Origin of the sequence: Algoriphagus halophilus, assembly GCF_041729275.1 — a bacterium.
Lineage (GTDB): Bacteria > Bacteroidota > Bacteroidia > Cytophagales > Cyclobacteriaceae > Algoriphagus > Algoriphagus halophilus_A.
Genome location: NZ_CP146486.1, coordinates 4,762,880 through 4,777,883 on the forward strand (window position 1 = coordinate 4,762,880; position 15,004 = coordinate 4,777,883).

The window sequence follows — 15,004 nt, forward strand, 5'->3', positions numbered from 1 at the left end:
TTTAATATAGGGAATTTACCAGTTAGCTACCGTTGCCGTAAAGATATCCTGAATAATATTTTCAAATATTTCTTCAACTAGTTGGCTTTCAACATCCAGCAAGGTGGTCGTCCGGGGATCATAGTCTTGGAAGAATGAAAATGTTCTTCTCAAATTCTCCTCTTCGTTGGTCAGGTTAATGTATTCTACTTCCACCGCAATGGTCAGCCTCATTTGTCCGGCTCGATCTGGAAGGTTAGGGTCATTACTGGAAACCGCCGACTGCGGAGTAAGAGAATAACGATTTATAGCTCCAGCAAATTGTAAATCACCGTTACTTCTCACCAGTTCCAGCTGAGTATTTCGCTGATAATATTCTTTTAATGATTCAGTGAAAAGCTGCTCCATATTGGCAGGGCCACCTCCAGAATCGTTGAAGAAATTCTCCACAGTAAAGGTCTTTACCAAGTCGTAATTGATATTTGTTCCGGTGAAGCTGTATTTTACCGAACATGCCTGTAATCCGAAGAATAAACAGCAAATGAGAAGAACTGGTAATTTACTGGTCAATTTCATATTGCTTGATCTTCCTATACAAGGTTCGTTCTGAAATCCCTAAGTCGCTGGCAGCATATTTTCTTTTGTTATTATGCTTCCGCAAGGCTTTTAGAATCATCTCTTTTTCTTTTCTTTCCAAAGAAAGTGAATTATCATCTTCCTCATGGTAAATATCCTCAATTACATCGTCCTCGTAATTGCTGTCAGGTTCATTCTGGTTTTTTGAGGTGCAATAACCAATGGAACGGAATAATTTGGATTGCTTTCAGTTGGTTCATTTTTAGGCGCTGAACTATCCATATCCTCAAATAAACCTTGATGCTTTTGAATGATACTTTGACTCAAACCACCGTTTTGATAGGATTCCAGAACAAGCTTTTTAAGGTCGTTCATGTCTTTTTCATATCAAAAAGAACCTTATAAAGTAAATCCCTTTCCGAGAAATCGGTGGTTTCAGACTTGCTGCTCTGATTACCTAACGTCATCGGTAATCTAGAATTGTCTGTGGGTAAATACTTTGACAAAGTTTCTGCATCTACCTCACGGGAATCTTCCAACAAGGAAATCTGCTCTGCAAGGTTTTTTAACTGTCTGATGTTGCCAGGAAATGGATATCTTTTTAATAAAGCTTGGGCATCCAAATCCAGAGAAATGGGTTTTACATGGTATTTTTCAGAAAAGTCTGAGGTGAACTTTCTAAATAACAGCACCATGTCATCCCCGCGTTCACGGAGTGGAGGAACGTAGATCGGTACTGTATTTAAACGGTAATACAGATCCTCTCTAAATTTCCCTTTTTCCACTGCATTGAGCAGTTTGACATTAGTAGCAGTAATCACCCGTACATTGGTTTTTTGTACTTTAGAAGAGCCAACCTTAATGAATTCCCCATTCTCCAGAACTCTTAATAAGCGAGCTTGGGTTCCAAGGGGCATTTCACCTATTTCATCTAGGAAAATAGATCCGCCATCTGTTACTTCAAAATATCCTTTTCTTGCCTCATGTGCACCTGTAAAAGATCCCTTTTCATGTCCGAACAATTCTGAATCAATGGTACCCTCCGGAATGGCTCCACAGTTGATTGCTATAAATTTCCCATGTTTCCTGAGGCTTAAGGAATGGATAATCTTAGAAAAGCTTTCCTTCCCACTTCCACTTTCTCCCGTAATCAAGACAGTCATGTCCGTAGGGGCAGCCTGCATCGCCACTTGAATGGCATGATTCAGCAAAGGACTATTGCCTATTATTCCAAACCGCTGCTTGACACTTTGTATTTCGGAATCTGTAATCATTGAAGAGTAGGGTTCACTGTAATAATTTCTCCAAACAGCGTTGCAGTGGTACAATCAGTCACTTTAACTAAAACGTAATCACCTGGTTGGTAGTCTCCCGCTGGAATGATTACCACTTTATTGGCTGAATTTCTTCCGCGGTATTCCTGGTCAGATTTTTGGAAGTCCCTTCGATCAAAATCAACTGTTCTTTTCCAATGTCCAATTTGTTTCTTTCCAAGGAAAGTTGGCTCTGCTTAGAAATGATTTCAGATAGTCTTCTCTTTTTCAAATCCAAGGGGATGTCATCCTCATATTTCTTGGCAGCCAAAGTTCCTGGTCTTTCTGAATAGAAGAACATATAACTAAAGTCATACTTCACCAAGTCCATCAAGGTCAAAGTATCTTGATGCTCTTCTTCCGTTTCTGTACAAAAACCAGCGATCATATCAGAGGAAATTCCACACTCTTCTCCCAGGATATCTCGGATGGCTTGTACTCGGTTTAAGTACCATTCCCGGTCATAGGTTCTATTCATCAATTCAAGTACTCGGCTATTGCCGCTCTGTACAGGAAGGTGAATGTATTTACAAATGTTATCGTACTTCTTCATGGTATAAAGTACTTCATCCGTAATGTCTTTAGGGTGAGAGGTAGAAAATCTAACTCGCAAATAAGGAGATACCTGCGCCACCATTTCCAATAAATTGGCAAAATTAACGACCGTACTAACTTCTCCTTCTTTTTTGCTTAATCGTGCTTTGTTGTTTTCCTCTGGAGACCATTTATAACTGTCTACGTTTTGGCCAAGAAGGGTTACTTCCTTATATCCTTTTGCAAATAAATCCTGGGCTTCCGCTACAATAGAATGAGGGTCTCTGCTTCGCTCTCTTCCTCTGGTAAAGGGTACCACGCAAAAAGAACACATGTTGTCACAACCTCTCATAATGGAGATGAATGCGGTAATTCCATTGGAATTTAGCCGGACAGGAGCGATGTCCGCGTAAGTTTCTTCTCGAGACAGAAAGGTATTGACTCCTTTATTGCCTTCCTCAGCAGAAGCGATGAGGTTAGGAAGATCTCGATAAGCATCCGGTCCTACCACCACGTCCACAATTTTCTCTTCTTCCAGAAGTTTTTCTTTCAGCCGCTCTGCCATGCATCCTAAAACGCCAATGGTCATTTCCGGCTTGCTTTTTTAGCTTTATTGAAGTCGGTTAATCTCTTCCTGACGGTTTGTTCAGCTTTTTCACGAATCGAACAAGTATTTAGAAAGATCACGTCTGCTTGGTTGAAGTCAGAAGTAGTGTCAAACCCATTTTCTTTCATAATGGAAGCCACAATCTCTGAATCAGAGAAATTCATTTGGCAACCATAACTCTCGATGTATAGTTTTCTGGATTTACCAGTATTCTCATCCACCGTGGTTTTAAAGTCACATGCTTGTGCTTCTTCACCGGAGATGATGTCAATGTCTTTAATTAGATTTTCCATGTATAGAAATACTTTCGGGATGCGAAATTAATAAAATGCAGACAAAATGGCAGATTATCTTGCTCTTTTTCTTTGCTAAGCGGGGAAGTACTTCAAGAGGAGCTCTTTTTGGAAAAAGGAATCTTAAGCTGCTCCCCAAAATGTTGGTGCTCTTCTGTGATATTCAGGTTTGAAATACCCAGTCCAAGCAATCGAATGGCCTTTGGAAGATTTTCTTGAAAAAGCAGCTCTTGGGCAATTTCCCAAATCGTGTCATTTTCAGGGTATTGGTCCAAGGTCTTGCTTCTAGTCTGTTGGGAAAAGTCTGCGTATTTGATCTTTAAGGTAACCGTCCTTCCTTTTACTCCACTTCTTTCTATCCTCTTTGCAAGTTCCAAATAGATTGCATGCATTGCCTCAATCAATTCAGAATCGGTAATTAAGTCTTTTTCAAAGGTGTTCTCAGCACTTAATGATTTTCGGACCCGGTGAGGTTGAACCTCAGAAAGGTGGATACCTCTAACAATATTGAAGTAGTGAAGTCCGGATTTCCCAAATTTTTTGGACAGAAACTGTAATGAAAACTGCTTTAGATCCGCCCCGTTATGAATGCCGATTTTACGCATTTTTTCAGCAGTTACTTTTCCGATGCCAAAAAACTTACCAATTGGAAGTTTCTCCAGAAATGCTTCTGCCTCTTCCGGAAGGATATACGCCTGACCATTGGGTTTGTTAAGGTCGGAGGCAATCTTGGCCAGGAATTTATTGTAGGAGACCCCTGCAGAGGCATTGAGCCCAGTTTTTTCTTTGATTTTGGCCCGTATTTGTTTCGCGATAAGAATGGCTGAAGTCAGGCCTTTTTTATTCTCTGTGACATCCAAAAATGCTTCATCCAGAGATAGGGGTTCTACCAGATCGGTGTATTCGTAAAACACTTCTCTAATTTGCATGGAGAGCTCTTTGTACCGATCAAATCGAGGTTTTGCAAAAATAAGATTGGGACATTTTCTAGCTGCTATACTGGATGCCATGGCAGAATAGACACCGAATTTTCTGGCTTCATAACTTGCCGCTGCAACGACTCCCCGGGATTCGTTTCCACCTACTACTAATGGTTTGCCCCTCCATTCAGGATGGTCCATTTGTTCGACCGAAGCATAGAACGCATCCATGTCTACATGAATGATTTTTCGGTATGCATTAGGACTGATTTCTTCCATTTAACACCTCTCTGATGGCTTGGGATTTAAGTTCGCATTCCTCGTACTCTTGAACGGGGTCAGAGTCGATGGTAATGGCACTTCCTACTCCAAAATAGAGTTTTTTGTGCTCAAAGTCTGCAATGATACTTCGTATTACTACCGAGAAATCAAAATCTCCTGATTCATTGATCCACCCAATTGCACCTGAAAACCATCCCCTTTTAAACGATTCCAATTGTTCAATCAGTTTCATTGTTCTGATTTTAGGGGCGCCGGTCATGGAACCCATGGGGAATGTCGCATGAATGACTTCCTTCAAAGTGGCTTCTTTTTTAGGGTTGATCTCACGGTAGTGATCATCTGGAAGACCCTGGGAAGCGCATAGACTCCAAATAATTCATCTACTTGAACAGAACCAATTTCTGAAACCTTAGATAGGTCATTTCTGGTCAAATCTGTAATCATGAGATTTTCAGCCCTTTCTTTTTCGCTGGCCAGTAACCTTTCCTTATTTAATTGATCCTCTTCTAGGGTGGCACCTCTCCGGATCGTGCCTTTTATGGGTTGTCCGATCAATCGGAGATGGTTTCTTTTGATAAACCTCTCGGGAGAGGCTGAAACTAGCCATTGGTGTTTTGCTTTAAATAAGGAAGCAAAAGGCATAGGAGAAGTGGCTTGTAATCTGAAAAATGCAGTCAAAGGGTCCCATTGTTCAAAAGATCCTTCAAAAGATTGACAATAATTCATTTCATAAGTTTCTCCTTCGATGATATACTCTTGAATTTTCTTGACAGTAGCGATGTACTCCTCTTTTGTAGTTTGTCTCTTGAATGAACAAGAGGTATTCCCTTCTTCAATAGTGGTGTTTTCAACCTGTTTCCAAAAAGTATTTGGTAATGCTGTTTTACTTTTTATCAGATTACCTTGAAATGAAAAACTGAGTTCTGGAGTAAAAAAACATAGGTCAGGTAAATTAAAGGGGGCAAGATTTTTACTATCCAGCTTTTCAATTTGATTTTTAAATCATACCCCAAGATTCCGACTTTGGTAATGTTCCTTTGATCATCCCAAAGTTCTTGTTCTGTCAACTGGGTATTGCCTACAAACAAAGAATCTTGGAAAGGCCCCTCAGGATATTCATAACCGTTTCCCTGAAAAAGTGCTAAATAATCGAAGTGGTTATTTGCCCAAGAGATTAATTTTTGTTTCCAGTTTGGGAATTCAGGGCGATATGAAAAAGAGTATTCATTCATGGAAGGACAAAAAAAGAGGAATTCTTATGAATTCCTCTTATCAATTTAATAATACTGATTATTCTGAAGCTTTCACATCTAAAGAAAGAGAAACAGTATTGTAGATAAACTTGTCCTTTGCTTTGTCTACAGCTGAAGCTTCATCACCATAGGCAAGTCCCCAGGCAGTTCTATCGATGTTAAAACCAGCTTTCGCAACTACAGCACCATTTTCCAAGCTTACTGCTGCAGGGAATTTAATGTTTTTGGTAGTTCCTCTCATGGTCAAGTTTCCGCTGATCCAGTGAGTTGGGTTTTCTGGAGAAAGTTCAGAAGAAGAAAGAGGTGTGTTATCTGTCTCAAACTGCTCAACATCTGCAATTACGTCACCACTATTGAATGGCTCTACTGAAGTAATTTCAAACGTAGCGTTTGGATGGTTTTCGGCATCAAAGAAATCTGCAGATTGCAAGTGACCATAAAGCTTACCGTAGCTCTCGTCTGTTTCTTCCATATCTTCGATCTTAAGACCTGTAATGTCAAAAGTAAATTTACCACCGGTGATTTCTTCTCCCTTCACAGCTAATGTACCTTCTACTGCTGGGATTTTACCGAAATGCTGTCCAGCTGGCTTGTAGCCTCTCCAAGCAATGGTAGTAGCATCTGGAACAATTTCTAAAGTTTTACCTTCTGCTGCAGCAACTTCTTGAGCTTCTGAAGTCTCTACGGTGTCTGCAGGTTTGCTACATGAGAAAGCGATCAATGCTGTAGCAATAAATAATCCTGATAGTTTAATAGTTTTCATTGGTTGTTTTATTTGATAAGGGTTGAATACGTTACAAATTTATGTGTATATACATGTAAACTCAAAATTTTTAGAAAAGTTTCATATAAATAATTTTATGTCCCAAAATTTATCTCCTTAGATTTGAGTGAAACCTAATTATAAATACGTGATGGCATTAATTATTCCAGTGAATTCAAAAGAACCGTCTTTTGGTGAAAATTGTTGGCTCGCACCTAATGCAACGGTAGTAGGTGAGGTTATGATGGGTAAAAACTGCACGGTTTGGTTTAACGCAGTTATCAGGGGAGATGTTCATAAAATTGAAATTGGGGATGATTCCAACATACAAGATGGGGCGGTAATCCACTGTACCTATCAGAAGTATCCTACGATCATTGGAAATAAAGTGTCGATCGCTCATAATGCCGTGGTTCATGGCTGTACCATCCATGATCGAGTGTTAATTGGAATGGGAGCTATTGTAATGGATGGGGCAGTGGTTCATTCCGGTGCAGTCATCGCTGCTGGAGCAGTGGTTTTGGCAGGAACTGTGGTGGAGGCGAATTCAATTTATGCAGGTATTCCTGCAAAAAAGTGAAGGATACAGGGGATGCTATGCAGGAGGTCATTGATAGAACTGCCAAAAACTATCCTATGTATGCCTCATGGTTTGAAAAAGAATAAAAATTTCTAATATTTATCAGAGGTACCCTAAAAAAAACAACTAGCATTTAATGGTTTAAATTATATTATTTTGTAAATTTCCATTACCAAATTCATTTTTTATGATTCCTAAAGCAATTTTTTTATCGCTTAGTAGGAGGACTGTTTTGATATCTTTAACGCTCCTCTTTTTAGTATTCAATTTTTTATTGAATTATTTTCTACCCTCCGAGTATGCCTTAGATCTCAAATTTGCTTACACGGTAGAACAAGCTTATATAGCCATTGGAAATCTTTCTAAGCCAGACAGGGACTTATACCGAGTTGGGATTTTAGCATTGGACTTCCCTTATATGTTTGTCTATGGTATGCTTGCAAGCGGTTTACTGTTTTTAGTTTGGAAAAAACCAAAGGTTTTACTCATTCCATTAGGAATAGTACTTTTTGACTTGATTGAAAATATCCTGATTATTCAAATATTAGATTCCTATCCGGTAGAAAAGCCCATTATGGTATCTTGGGCTTCTATAATCACGACATGTAAATGGTTGTTGGTATGCCTACTAGCATTATTCCTACTTGTAGGAACGGTGAGGTTGTATTTGACCAAAAACTTTCTCGACCTTCAGCACCAGAATTCTGAAGTGAAGGAAATCTAATATTGGAAGAAGCCCTATTGGATTTTATCCACCAATAAAAAATCCCTCACTATTGAATTGCTATAATGAGGGATTGCTATGGATGATTTAGGGAGTCCAACTACTTGGGTCTTTTCTCCAGGCGGATAGGGACTTTAAAGTTTCATCCGTAATATAATTTTTAAGATCGCTCTCGGAAGAAGAGCTTCGTAATGGCTTAAACAGATCAACTTGGTATTTGAATTTTTAAAATTCTGATCTGCTATATCGAAACCATAAGTGAAAATGGCAACCATGCCAAGAACTTCAAATCCAGCTTTCCTTAAGTCTTCTACTGCTTTTAAAGAACTACCTCCAGTTGAAACAAGATCTTCTACTACTACTACTTTTTGGCCTGGAGTAACTTTTCCTTCAATCATATTTTCCATTCCATGACCTTTGGCCTTGGAGCGAACATAAATGAAAGGAAGCTCTAGATCATTGGCAATTAAAGCGCCCTGTGAAATACCAGCAGTGGCAACACCGGCAATGGCTTCTGCCTCTGGAAAATAATGCATCACACTTCTTACCAATTGTTCTTTGATCAGATTACGGACTTTTGGAAAAGATAAAGACAGTCGATTATCACAATAGATAGGGGATTTCCATCCAGAAGCCCAAGTAAATGGGTTTTCTGGTTGAAGGCGAATGGCTTGTATTTCCAGTAATTTATCAGCTACTTCTGCAGCTACACTCGAGTCTAAGATTTCCATACCCCAAAAATAAGTGATAAACTTTGCGGAAGGTTGTTGCTGCTGATTTTTTTATGCATTTTTGGCTCATTCAGTAAATTAAAGACTCAGTATTTCTATGAGAATTTTTGTTAATGACAAGCCTTTGGAACTCCTTTCATATGAAGAGTTGGATGCAAAGAAATCTTATGAGTCGATTTACCGCCAACCAGATGAATTGTTAAACCAAGTTTCTTGGAATGATGATATTCTTTTTCATGAGCCTTCACATGATCTGGTTATCAAGTTATTATATGTGCTGAGAACACGGAAGCTTAAAAATCTGGATTCCATTACCTTGGTGACCAATGATAAATCTGCGCTAAAAAGTTTGTGAAAAGTAGGTTTATGATCATTAAAGCTGCGGGAGGGGTGGTGACCAACAAGAAGAAAAAGTTCTATTAATTTATAGATTGGGAAAGTGGGACTTTCCTAAAGGAAAATTTGAGAAAGGTGAGACTCCTGAACAATGTGCTGTACGTGAAGTAGAAGAAGAATGCGCCATCAAAGTGAAATCAAAAAACACTTATACAACACTTGGCATACTTATACCCAGAACAGAAAGAGCATACTTAAAAAGACTTTTTGGTATGAAATGGAATGTGTGGATGATAAAGGTATGGCACCACAAAAAGAGGAGGGCATTGATGATATTCGATGGTTTTATGAAACAGATGCCAAAATTGCCTTGGTCAATTCCTATCCATCCATGCGCTACCTGTTTAAGCAATTCATAAAAAATCGCCCTAAGGTTCAGATTTTGTAAGGAAGGAATTCGGAAATATCTCCTCCATAACGATGTACTTCCCGGATTACTGTTGAACTGATTGCCGCGAAAGGAGGAGAAGTAATCAAGAATACGGTTTCAAGGTCTTCGTTTAAATACCGGTTCATCTGACTGATGGTATTTTCATATTCAAAATCAGTCGTATTTCTAAGCCCTCTTACCAAATAAGATGCATGATGTTTTTTAGCTAGGGTAGAAGTCAGCTCATTGTAAACAATTACTTTTACCGAGTCTATTCCTTTATAAACATCTTCGATCTTGCTGACCATCACATCGATGTCGAAGTAGCGATTTTGTTTGGTGGAATTGTAGCCAATTCCGATGATTACTTCATCAAAAAGTTTCAAACTTCGGATTACTATGTCATGATGTCCCATGGTAAATGGGTCAAATGAACCTGGAAATATGGCTACTTTTTTCATGGGTTAATCGAATTGCCAGTAAGTTTCAAATAATCCTCTGGATTTCAAATGTTTAAATCCGTGAGGATAATTTTGATTGGAATGGGGAGTCATCAACCTGAAATGGTGGAAATAACTTTTTCCCCAATCTTCTGTGATTCCATTCTGCTCGGTTGCCCCAAATAAACTGATGCGAACATAATTCTTATCAAAATTAAGCTGGTCGATAAGGATGCTCACATATTTGAGGATATCTGCCTTATCTTGAATTTCAAAAATGTTGAACACACTTAGTTCCTGATCAGTGAATGCAGCCAAGTAGATGTATCGTTCGAACACACATACCAGGATCTCTTGTCCTATTAAATTGAACCGCTCCTTGAAAAGGTAGGAAAGAAAGGAAGTACCTCCGTGATAAAAGCTTAAATCAGAAAATCTTGCTTCCAGGGATTTCTTCGCTTTTCCATTCAAATAAGAAACCAGCTGAATGTTATTGCTATCTAGTGGCGTGGAAAAGTAAAAGTTGTCCTTTTCCAGATTTCCAATAAATGATAAGTAAGTTTCTTCTTTTCCAGGTTGAAATAGAACCCCCGGAACCAAACTAAAGTCAGGTTGATGAAGGTAGATTTTGGTGGGAAGGTCTAACTTCAATAAGGGGTCGGAGACAAGAAGTCCATCTAATTTATCCCAACTAAACGTAGTGTAAAAGTGGATGCCAATATTCGCCTGATTGTTATCCTTGGCAAAAACAGCAAGGGAATTGGGATATAAAAAAGTGATAAGCTCGTTGTGTCTTCCACATCAAACTTATCACTTTTGAATACTTTTAGATTGTTTTCCAAAATCCGTAGGGATTATTTCCAGTTTCCTTCAGTAGAAGCGTCAGTTCTGGAACCCACTTTAAGGGCTTTTTCGTTATTATTTAATCTTCTTTCAGGATTGATTGGAGCAGGGTCTCTGATCTCGAATACAGCCACTTCATAACTGTTTCTTTCGATTTTGTCTGCAAAGAATTCAAATTGCTTTCCGCCTGAACCTGGAACCACCGCAAGTGCTTCTAAGTTGAAGTCTGGGTATTTTCTATCGTTGAATAAAGAGTCTAGTACATTAACAGAACCCAAGGTGTCAAAAGTAACGGTGGTTTCTTCTTTACCGTATTCTAACAATTTAGTAGTTTCAGTTCTTTGTACTAACCAAATTTTACCTTCCTTGATAAATTGCTTCAAGGAGTCCCAGTTGTCTGCGTATTTCCCGTTGGCTGCTTGGTATGCTAATTCAGCATCACGTAGCATTTGGAGCTTTTCGATAATGGCAGCTTCTGTTGCAGCAATTCTCTTTTCAGTTTCCACTACATCATCTACGCCTTTCCAAAGAAGGTAACCAAGACCTAGAGCAGCTAAAAGGAAGACAAAGGATAATACTTTCGTTAGATTCATTTTGATTAAATTTTAAATCAAGGTAAGGTTGAAGGTTTTTAAAACGTGCTATTTTATGGAAATATTTCCAAAATTAAAATATCCTTTCCACAAACCTAGGTCTTCAAGTGAATTTATTCGCCAAAAGATTTGATGAAGGGAGTCCTGAGGCAGTGAACGGATATCTTCCAGGCTCATCCATGCCAATTCATTTAGAATCTGGAATTCCTTACTAAGTTCGGGATCTTCTCCGAGTTTCAAAGAACCTCCTGTGGATTTTACGTTAAAAAAATGCTCCATGGCATGTAATGGAGGGTCTAAATACTCATGAACGAACAAATATTTAGTAATTTTAACATTTAGGCCAGTTTCTTCTTCGAATTCACGGATGAGATTTTGTGCTGCATTTTCTCCGTAATGCATCCCACCTCCTGGGACAGACCACAAAATCTTTCCATTTCCCATCAAATGTTTGACCATTAATAATTTATTGTCCTCGATTAGGATTCCATTTACCCGTACTCGTAAATGATTTCCAAATTTTGACTCGATTTCTTTGCTGATTTCGTCTTTTGACATTTACATTCGTTTCTATGGCTAAAGATAATCAGCACTTGCCGAAGCCTTCGGATTTATTGATCAAAAATTTCCCATTTCCTCCCACATTGGGACAATCCAGCTTTTTTAAGAAAATGGATCAGTTCCTGTTAATGGATTCCGGTTCCAAACCCACCTTTGTATTGCGGGGATATGCAGGTACAGGGAAGACATCTGTAATTTCAGCCTTGGTGAAAAGTTTACCTCGATTGAATATGAGGGCCCTGTTGCTTGCTCCAACAGGAAGAGCGGCCAAAGTGATGGGGAATTATAGCAATAGAGCTGCTTATACCATTCACAAAATCATCTATAAGCCCAAAGGAGAAGACGGGAACCTGGGAATGGGCTTTATTCTTCAGAAAAATTACTATAAGGATACTGTTTTCATCATTGATGAATCTTCCATGCTTGCTGATGATGGAGGGATGTCTGGGACCTTATTGGGGGATCTGATCCGATTTACCTTTCAAGGAACCGGGAATCGATTGATCCTGGTTGGGGATACCGCACAATTGCCACCAGTTGGAAGTGATTATAGCCCTGCCTTAGAGTCCGGTATTTGCTTAGGCATTTCCGTCTAAATGCAGACCAAATTGAATTGACAGAAGTCATGCGTCAGAAATTGGAATCTGGTATTCTGTACAATGCGACCAATCTGAGGGATCAATTAAAAAAGAGCAACCGGAAATACAGATTACTACCAATCGATTCAAGGATACCTTCAAGATGACTGGAGAAAGGCTGGAAGATGGGTTAAGATATGCCTATGATAAATACGGGACGGAAAACACCACCATCGTCACTCGATCCAATAAAGCAGCTGTTCAGTATAATCTATACATCCGGAAAGTGATACATTTTTTGAAGATGAGATCAGTACCGGTGATTTGTTGATGATCGTAAAAAATAACTATACCTACATGGCTGACTCGGATCGGGTGAATTTCTTGGCCAATGGGGACATGGCAGAAGTGATGAAAATCAGATCCTTTGAAGAATTATATGGATTCAGGTTTGCTACCTTGGAACTTCGGCTGTTGGATTATCCAGATGAACCTCACTTTGAGGCAAAAGTACTCTTGGATACCCTGTATTCTCCGAGCCCCTCTTTGACACGAGATCAATATAGGAGTCTTTACCAGCAAGTTTCAGAAGATTATGCAGATGTCGCCAGCAAAGTAGAACGGCAGGAACTCATTCGAAAGGATCCTTATTTAAATGCCTTGCAAGTGAAGTTTGCCTATGCTTTGACCTGTCATAAGGCCCAAGGAGGGCAGTGGAAGGCGGTTTTTGTAGATCAAGGATATCTGAAAGAAGATCAGGTAGACAAGGACTTTACCAGGTGGTTGTATACAGCTGTCACCAGGGCTACGGAGGAATTGTATTTGGTGAATTTTAATCCACTATTTTTTGTTAAATCACCGGAAAGCGAAGATTAAAGTGAGGTGTTCAAGCATTTTTGGCAAGGTATTTTCAATTTAAAAAACCATTAGTAGTCAATTTCGTTGTTTGATGCTATTCGAAAAAATTGAATATTTGGAAACTAAAAAATAGATTAACCATGAAAAAAATAGCGATTCTATTTAGCCTTTTTGCATTTGCCTTGGTATTTCATGCCAATGCACAAGAAGCTTCTGGAGCAGCAATTACCTTTAAGGAAAAGTCAATTGACTTTGGAGATATTACTCAAGGTGATAAAGTTTCACATACGTTTGAATTAACCAACACTGGAAAAGCTCCCTTGATCATTTCCAATGTAGCGGCAACTTGTGGATGTACAGTACCTAGCTGGCCAAAGGAGCCGATTGCTCCAGGTACATCTGCTGAAATTAAAGTCTCTTTTAACTCAGCAGGAAAAATGGGTAAGCAAAATTCAGTTGTTAGAATTTATTCCAACGCTTCTGAGCCAATAGAGAAGATTTCTTTGATCTCCAATGTATTGCCTAAGACTAAGTAATTAAGAGTTTAATACGAATTAAATCAAACTATAACCTCTCGGATTTCCGAGAGGTTTTTTTGTGGGATAAAAATTAGGAATGAGCGTTTTTGGCTATTTAAACTTGTTCTGATCTTTTTTAAAGTTCTTCATCATCTTTCCAAAATGCTTGTCCCGCTTCCGTTTTTCTGCTATGGTGGATTCGAAATGGGCCTTTTCCCGCTCCATTTTGAGGTAGTTTTCATAGGAAGATTGATCCAATTCTCCTTTTTCCAAAGCGTTTAGGACGCTACAACCCAGTTCACTAGTGTGGGTGCAATCCTTGAATTTACATTCCTTAGCCAAGGCAATAATCTGTTCAAAAGTTTGATCTAAGCCTTCACTGATATCTGTCATTCCAACTTCCCTCATACCGGGATTATCAATCAGGATTCCTCCATTTTCTAAAATCAATAATTCCCTATGGCTGGTCACATGCTTTCCTCGGTTGGTACTGGTGCTGATGGCATCCGTTTTCATGGATTGTTTGCCTGAAAGGATATTGGATAGGCTGGATTTACCAACCCCAGAGGATCCCAGTAAGCAATAGGATTTACCTTTTTGAATGATCTTTTTAATCTCCTCGATACCAATGAGACTTTCATTACTGATTGTAAACAAAGGAACATCTGTGATTCTATTCCGAACTTTTGCAACCAAGGATTGCAACTCCGAATCCTCAATTAAATCTATTTTAGTAAGGATGATCTTAGGAGTTACCTTGGCAGCATAGCAAATACTGAGGTATCGTTCGATCCGATTGATGCTGAAATCCCGGTCTACAGCCAAAACAATAAAAGCATAATCAATATTGGTGGCAATAATTTGTTTTTCCCCGTGTTTTCCAACTGCCTGTCGTTCGATGATTGTTTTTCTGGGAAATACAGCGTGTATCAATGCATCCTTTTCATTGAAAGGAGAAATGGCCACCCAGTCCCCTACAGCAGGGAAATCAGCCCTGCTATTGGCAGTGAATCTTAAATTGCCGATAATTTCACTGTCATATTCCGAGTCAGCCGTCCTAACTAGGTACCGTTCTTTGTGTTCGGATATTACTCTACCAATCAAAAAAGAATCAAGATGATGCTGTTTTTGATAAGCAGCCAGCGATTCGGTATATCCTAGATCTTCCAGAGTCATTTCAGTTACTAACGTAGTCAAACGGGAGTGGCAAAATTCAACAGACTAATTCCAGTAGGTAAAAGCGAATTAATTTACCAAAATCCTTTAAAACTTGGGTGAATTCGGTTTGAAGA

Annotated in this window: 12 protein-coding genes and 7 pseudogenes; 7 read left to right on the forward strand and 12 right to left on the reverse strand. The window is 39.0% G+C overall.

What is annotated here, in order from left to right:
- Window positions 1-15: 15 nt before the first annotated feature.
- The 6 genes and pseudogenes from lptE to V8V91_RS25625 all read right to left on the reverse strand — a co-directional run bounded on the left by lptE (window position 16) and on the right by V8V91_RS25625 (window position 6,520).
- On the reverse strand, window positions 16-555 hold the full coding sequence (gene lptE, locus V8V91_RS25600) for an LPS assembly lipoprotein LptE (protein ID WP_373397865.1): 540 nt from the start codon (window positions 553-555) through the stop codon (window positions 16-18).
- A pseudogene (locus tag V8V91_RS25605) lies at window positions 539-1,829 on the reverse strand (sigma-54 interaction domain-containing protein). The gene lptE and the pseudogene V8V91_RS25605 overlap by 17 nt, the downstream one beginning before the upstream one ends.
- Window positions 1,826-3,302: pseudogene (gene miaB / locus V8V91_RS25610) on the reverse strand (tRNA (N6-isopentenyl adenosine(37)-C2)-methylthiotransferase MiaB). The pseudogenes V8V91_RS25605 and miaB overlap by 4 nt, the downstream one beginning before the upstream one ends.
- A gap of 92 nt (window positions 3,303-3,394) precedes the next feature.
- Window positions 3,395-4,501, reverse strand: a complete 1,107-nt coding sequence (gene dinB / locus V8V91_RS25615) for a DNA polymerase IV (protein ID WP_373397866.1) — start codon at window positions 4,499-4,501, stop codon at window positions 3,395-3,397.
- Window positions 4,482-5,494: pseudogene (locus tag V8V91_RS25620) on the reverse strand (anthranilate synthase component I family protein). Before V8V91_RS25620 ends, dinB begins: the two are co-directional and overlap by 20 nt.
- A 300-nt stretch (window positions 5,495-5,794) precedes the next feature.
- A complete protein-coding gene (locus V8V91_RS25625) occupies window positions 5,795-6,520 on the reverse strand; it encodes a YceI family protein (protein ID WP_373397867.1) in 726 nt (241 codons plus the stop codon).
- Window positions 6,521-6,671: 151 nt separating this feature from the next.
- On the opposite strand from V8V91_RS25625, the pseudogene V8V91_RS25630 reads away from it, so the two are divergent.
- Window positions 6,672-7,186: pseudogene (locus V8V91_RS25630) on the forward strand (gamma carbonic anhydrase family protein).
- 188 nt (window positions 7,187-7,374) lie between these two features.
- Window positions 7,375-7,824 (forward strand): hypothetical protein, encoded by a 450-nt coding sequence (locus V8V91_RS25635; RefSeq protein ID WP_373397868.1) that lies wholly within the window; start codon window positions 7,375-7,377, stop codon window positions 7,822-7,824.
- 87 nt (window positions 7,825-7,911) lie between these two features.
- Here the strand turns inward: V8V91_RS25635 and pyrE are convergent.
- A pseudogene (pyrE, locus tag V8V91_RS25640) lies at window positions 7,912-8,555 on the reverse strand (orotate phosphoribosyltransferase).
- 97 nt (window positions 8,556-8,652) lie between these two features.
- Here pyrE and V8V91_RS25645 point away from each other — a divergent pair.
- The 3 genes and pseudogenes from V8V91_RS25645 (at window position 8,653) to V8V91_RS25655 (ending at window position 9,339) form a co-directional block, all read left to right on the forward strand.
- A complete protein-coding gene (locus V8V91_RS25645) occupies window positions 8,653-8,910 on the forward strand; it encodes a hypothetical protein (protein ID WP_373397869.1) in 258 nt (85 codons plus the stop codon).
- 76 nt (window positions 8,911-8,986) lie between these two features.
- A pseudogene (locus V8V91_RS25650) lies at window positions 8,987-9,034 on the forward strand (hypothetical protein); the annotation flags it as partial.
- 35 nt (window positions 9,035-9,069) lie between these two features.
- Complete coding sequence (locus tag V8V91_RS25655) at window positions 9,070-9,339, forward strand: hypothetical protein (RefSeq protein WP_373400864.1); 270 nt, start codon at window positions 9,070-9,072, stop codon at window positions 9,337-9,339.
- On the opposite strand, the gene coaD is transcribed toward V8V91_RS25655, so the two are convergent.
- From coaD to V8V91_RS25675, 4 genes are all read right to left on the reverse strand, one after another.
- Window positions 9,327-9,782, reverse strand: a complete 456-nt coding sequence (gene coaD, locus V8V91_RS25660; protein WP_074223580.1) for a pantetheine-phosphate adenylyltransferase — start codon at window positions 9,780-9,782, stop codon at window positions 9,327-9,329. The two genes, V8V91_RS25655 and coaD, sit on opposite strands and share 13 nt — an antisense overlap.
- Window positions 9,783-9,785: 3 nt before the next feature.
- Window positions 9,786-10,412: a DUF3822 family protein gene (locus tag V8V91_RS25665; RefSeq protein ID WP_373397870.1), complete on the reverse strand. Its 627-nt coding sequence runs from the start codon at window positions 10,410-10,412 to the stop codon at window positions 9,786-9,788.
- Window positions 10,413-10,615: 203 nt separating this feature from the next.
- On the reverse strand, window positions 10,616-11,197 hold the full coding sequence (locus V8V91_RS25670; protein ID WP_074223582.1) for a hypothetical protein: 582 nt from the start codon (window positions 11,195-11,197) through the stop codon (window positions 10,616-10,618).
- 48 nt (window positions 11,198-11,245) lie between these two features.
- Window positions 11,246-11,755 carry an NUDIX domain-containing protein gene (locus tag V8V91_RS25675; protein WP_373397871.1) on the reverse strand — a complete coding sequence of 170 codons (510 nt, stop codon included), beginning with the start codon at window positions 11,753-11,755 and terminating at the stop codon, window positions 11,246-11,248.
- 14 nt (window positions 11,756-11,769) lie between these two features.
- Here V8V91_RS25675 and V8V91_RS25680 point away from each other — a divergent pair.
- Window positions 11,770-13,212 (forward strand): annotated as a pseudogene (locus V8V91_RS25680) (ATP-dependent RecD-like DNA helicase).
- Window positions 13,213-13,334: 122 nt separating this feature from the next.
- Entirely contained in the window at window positions 13,335-13,730 is a 396-nt protein-coding gene (locus V8V91_RS25685; RefSeq protein WP_373397872.1) for a DUF1573 domain-containing protein, read from the forward strand.
- 93 nt (window positions 13,731-13,823) lie between these two features.
- On the opposite strand, the gene rsgA is transcribed toward V8V91_RS25685, so the two are convergent.
- A complete protein-coding gene (gene rsgA, locus V8V91_RS25690) occupies window positions 13,824-14,888 on the reverse strand; it encodes a ribosome small subunit-dependent GTPase A (RefSeq protein WP_373397873.1) in 1,065 nt (354 codons plus the stop codon).
- Window positions 14,889-15,004 lie beyond the last annotated feature (116 nt).

Coding starts and splice junctions, on each gene's coding strand:
- lptE (WP_373397865.1), bottom strand. CDS start 555: ATGAAATTGACCAGTAAATTACCAGTTCTTCTCATTTGCTGTTTATTC.
- dinB (WP_373397866.1), bottom strand. CDS start 4,501: ATGGAAGAAATCAGTCCTAATGCATACCGAAAAATCATTCATGTAGAC.
- V8V91_RS25625 (WP_373397867.1), bottom strand. CDS start 6,520: ATGAAAACTATTAAACTATCAGGATTATTTATTGCTACAGCATTGATC.
- V8V91_RS25645 (WP_373397869.1), top strand. CDS start 8,653: ATGAGAATTTTTGTTAATGACAAGCCTTTGGAACTCCTTTCATATGAA.
- V8V91_RS25655 (WP_373400864.1), top strand. CDS start 9,070: ATGCGCCATCAAAGTGAAATCAAAAAACACTTATACAACACTTGGCAT.
- coaD (WP_074223580.1), bottom strand. CDS start 9,782: ATGAAAAAAGTAGCCATATTTCCAGGTTCATTTGACCCATTTACCATG.
- V8V91_RS25670 (WP_074223582.1), bottom strand. CDS start 11,197: ATGAATCTAACGAAAGTATTATCCTTTGTCTTCCTTTTAGCTGCTCTA.
- V8V91_RS25675 (WP_373397871.1), bottom strand. CDS start 11,755: ATGTCAAAAGACGAAATCAGCAAAGAAATCGAGTCAAAATTTGGAAAT.
- V8V91_RS25685 (WP_373397872.1), top strand. CDS start 13,335: ATGAAAAAAATAGCGATTCTATTTAGCCTTTTTGCATTTGCCTTGGTA.
- rsgA (WP_373397873.1), bottom strand. CDS start 14,888: ATGACTCTGGAAGATCTAGGATATACCGAATCGCTGGCTGCTTATCAA.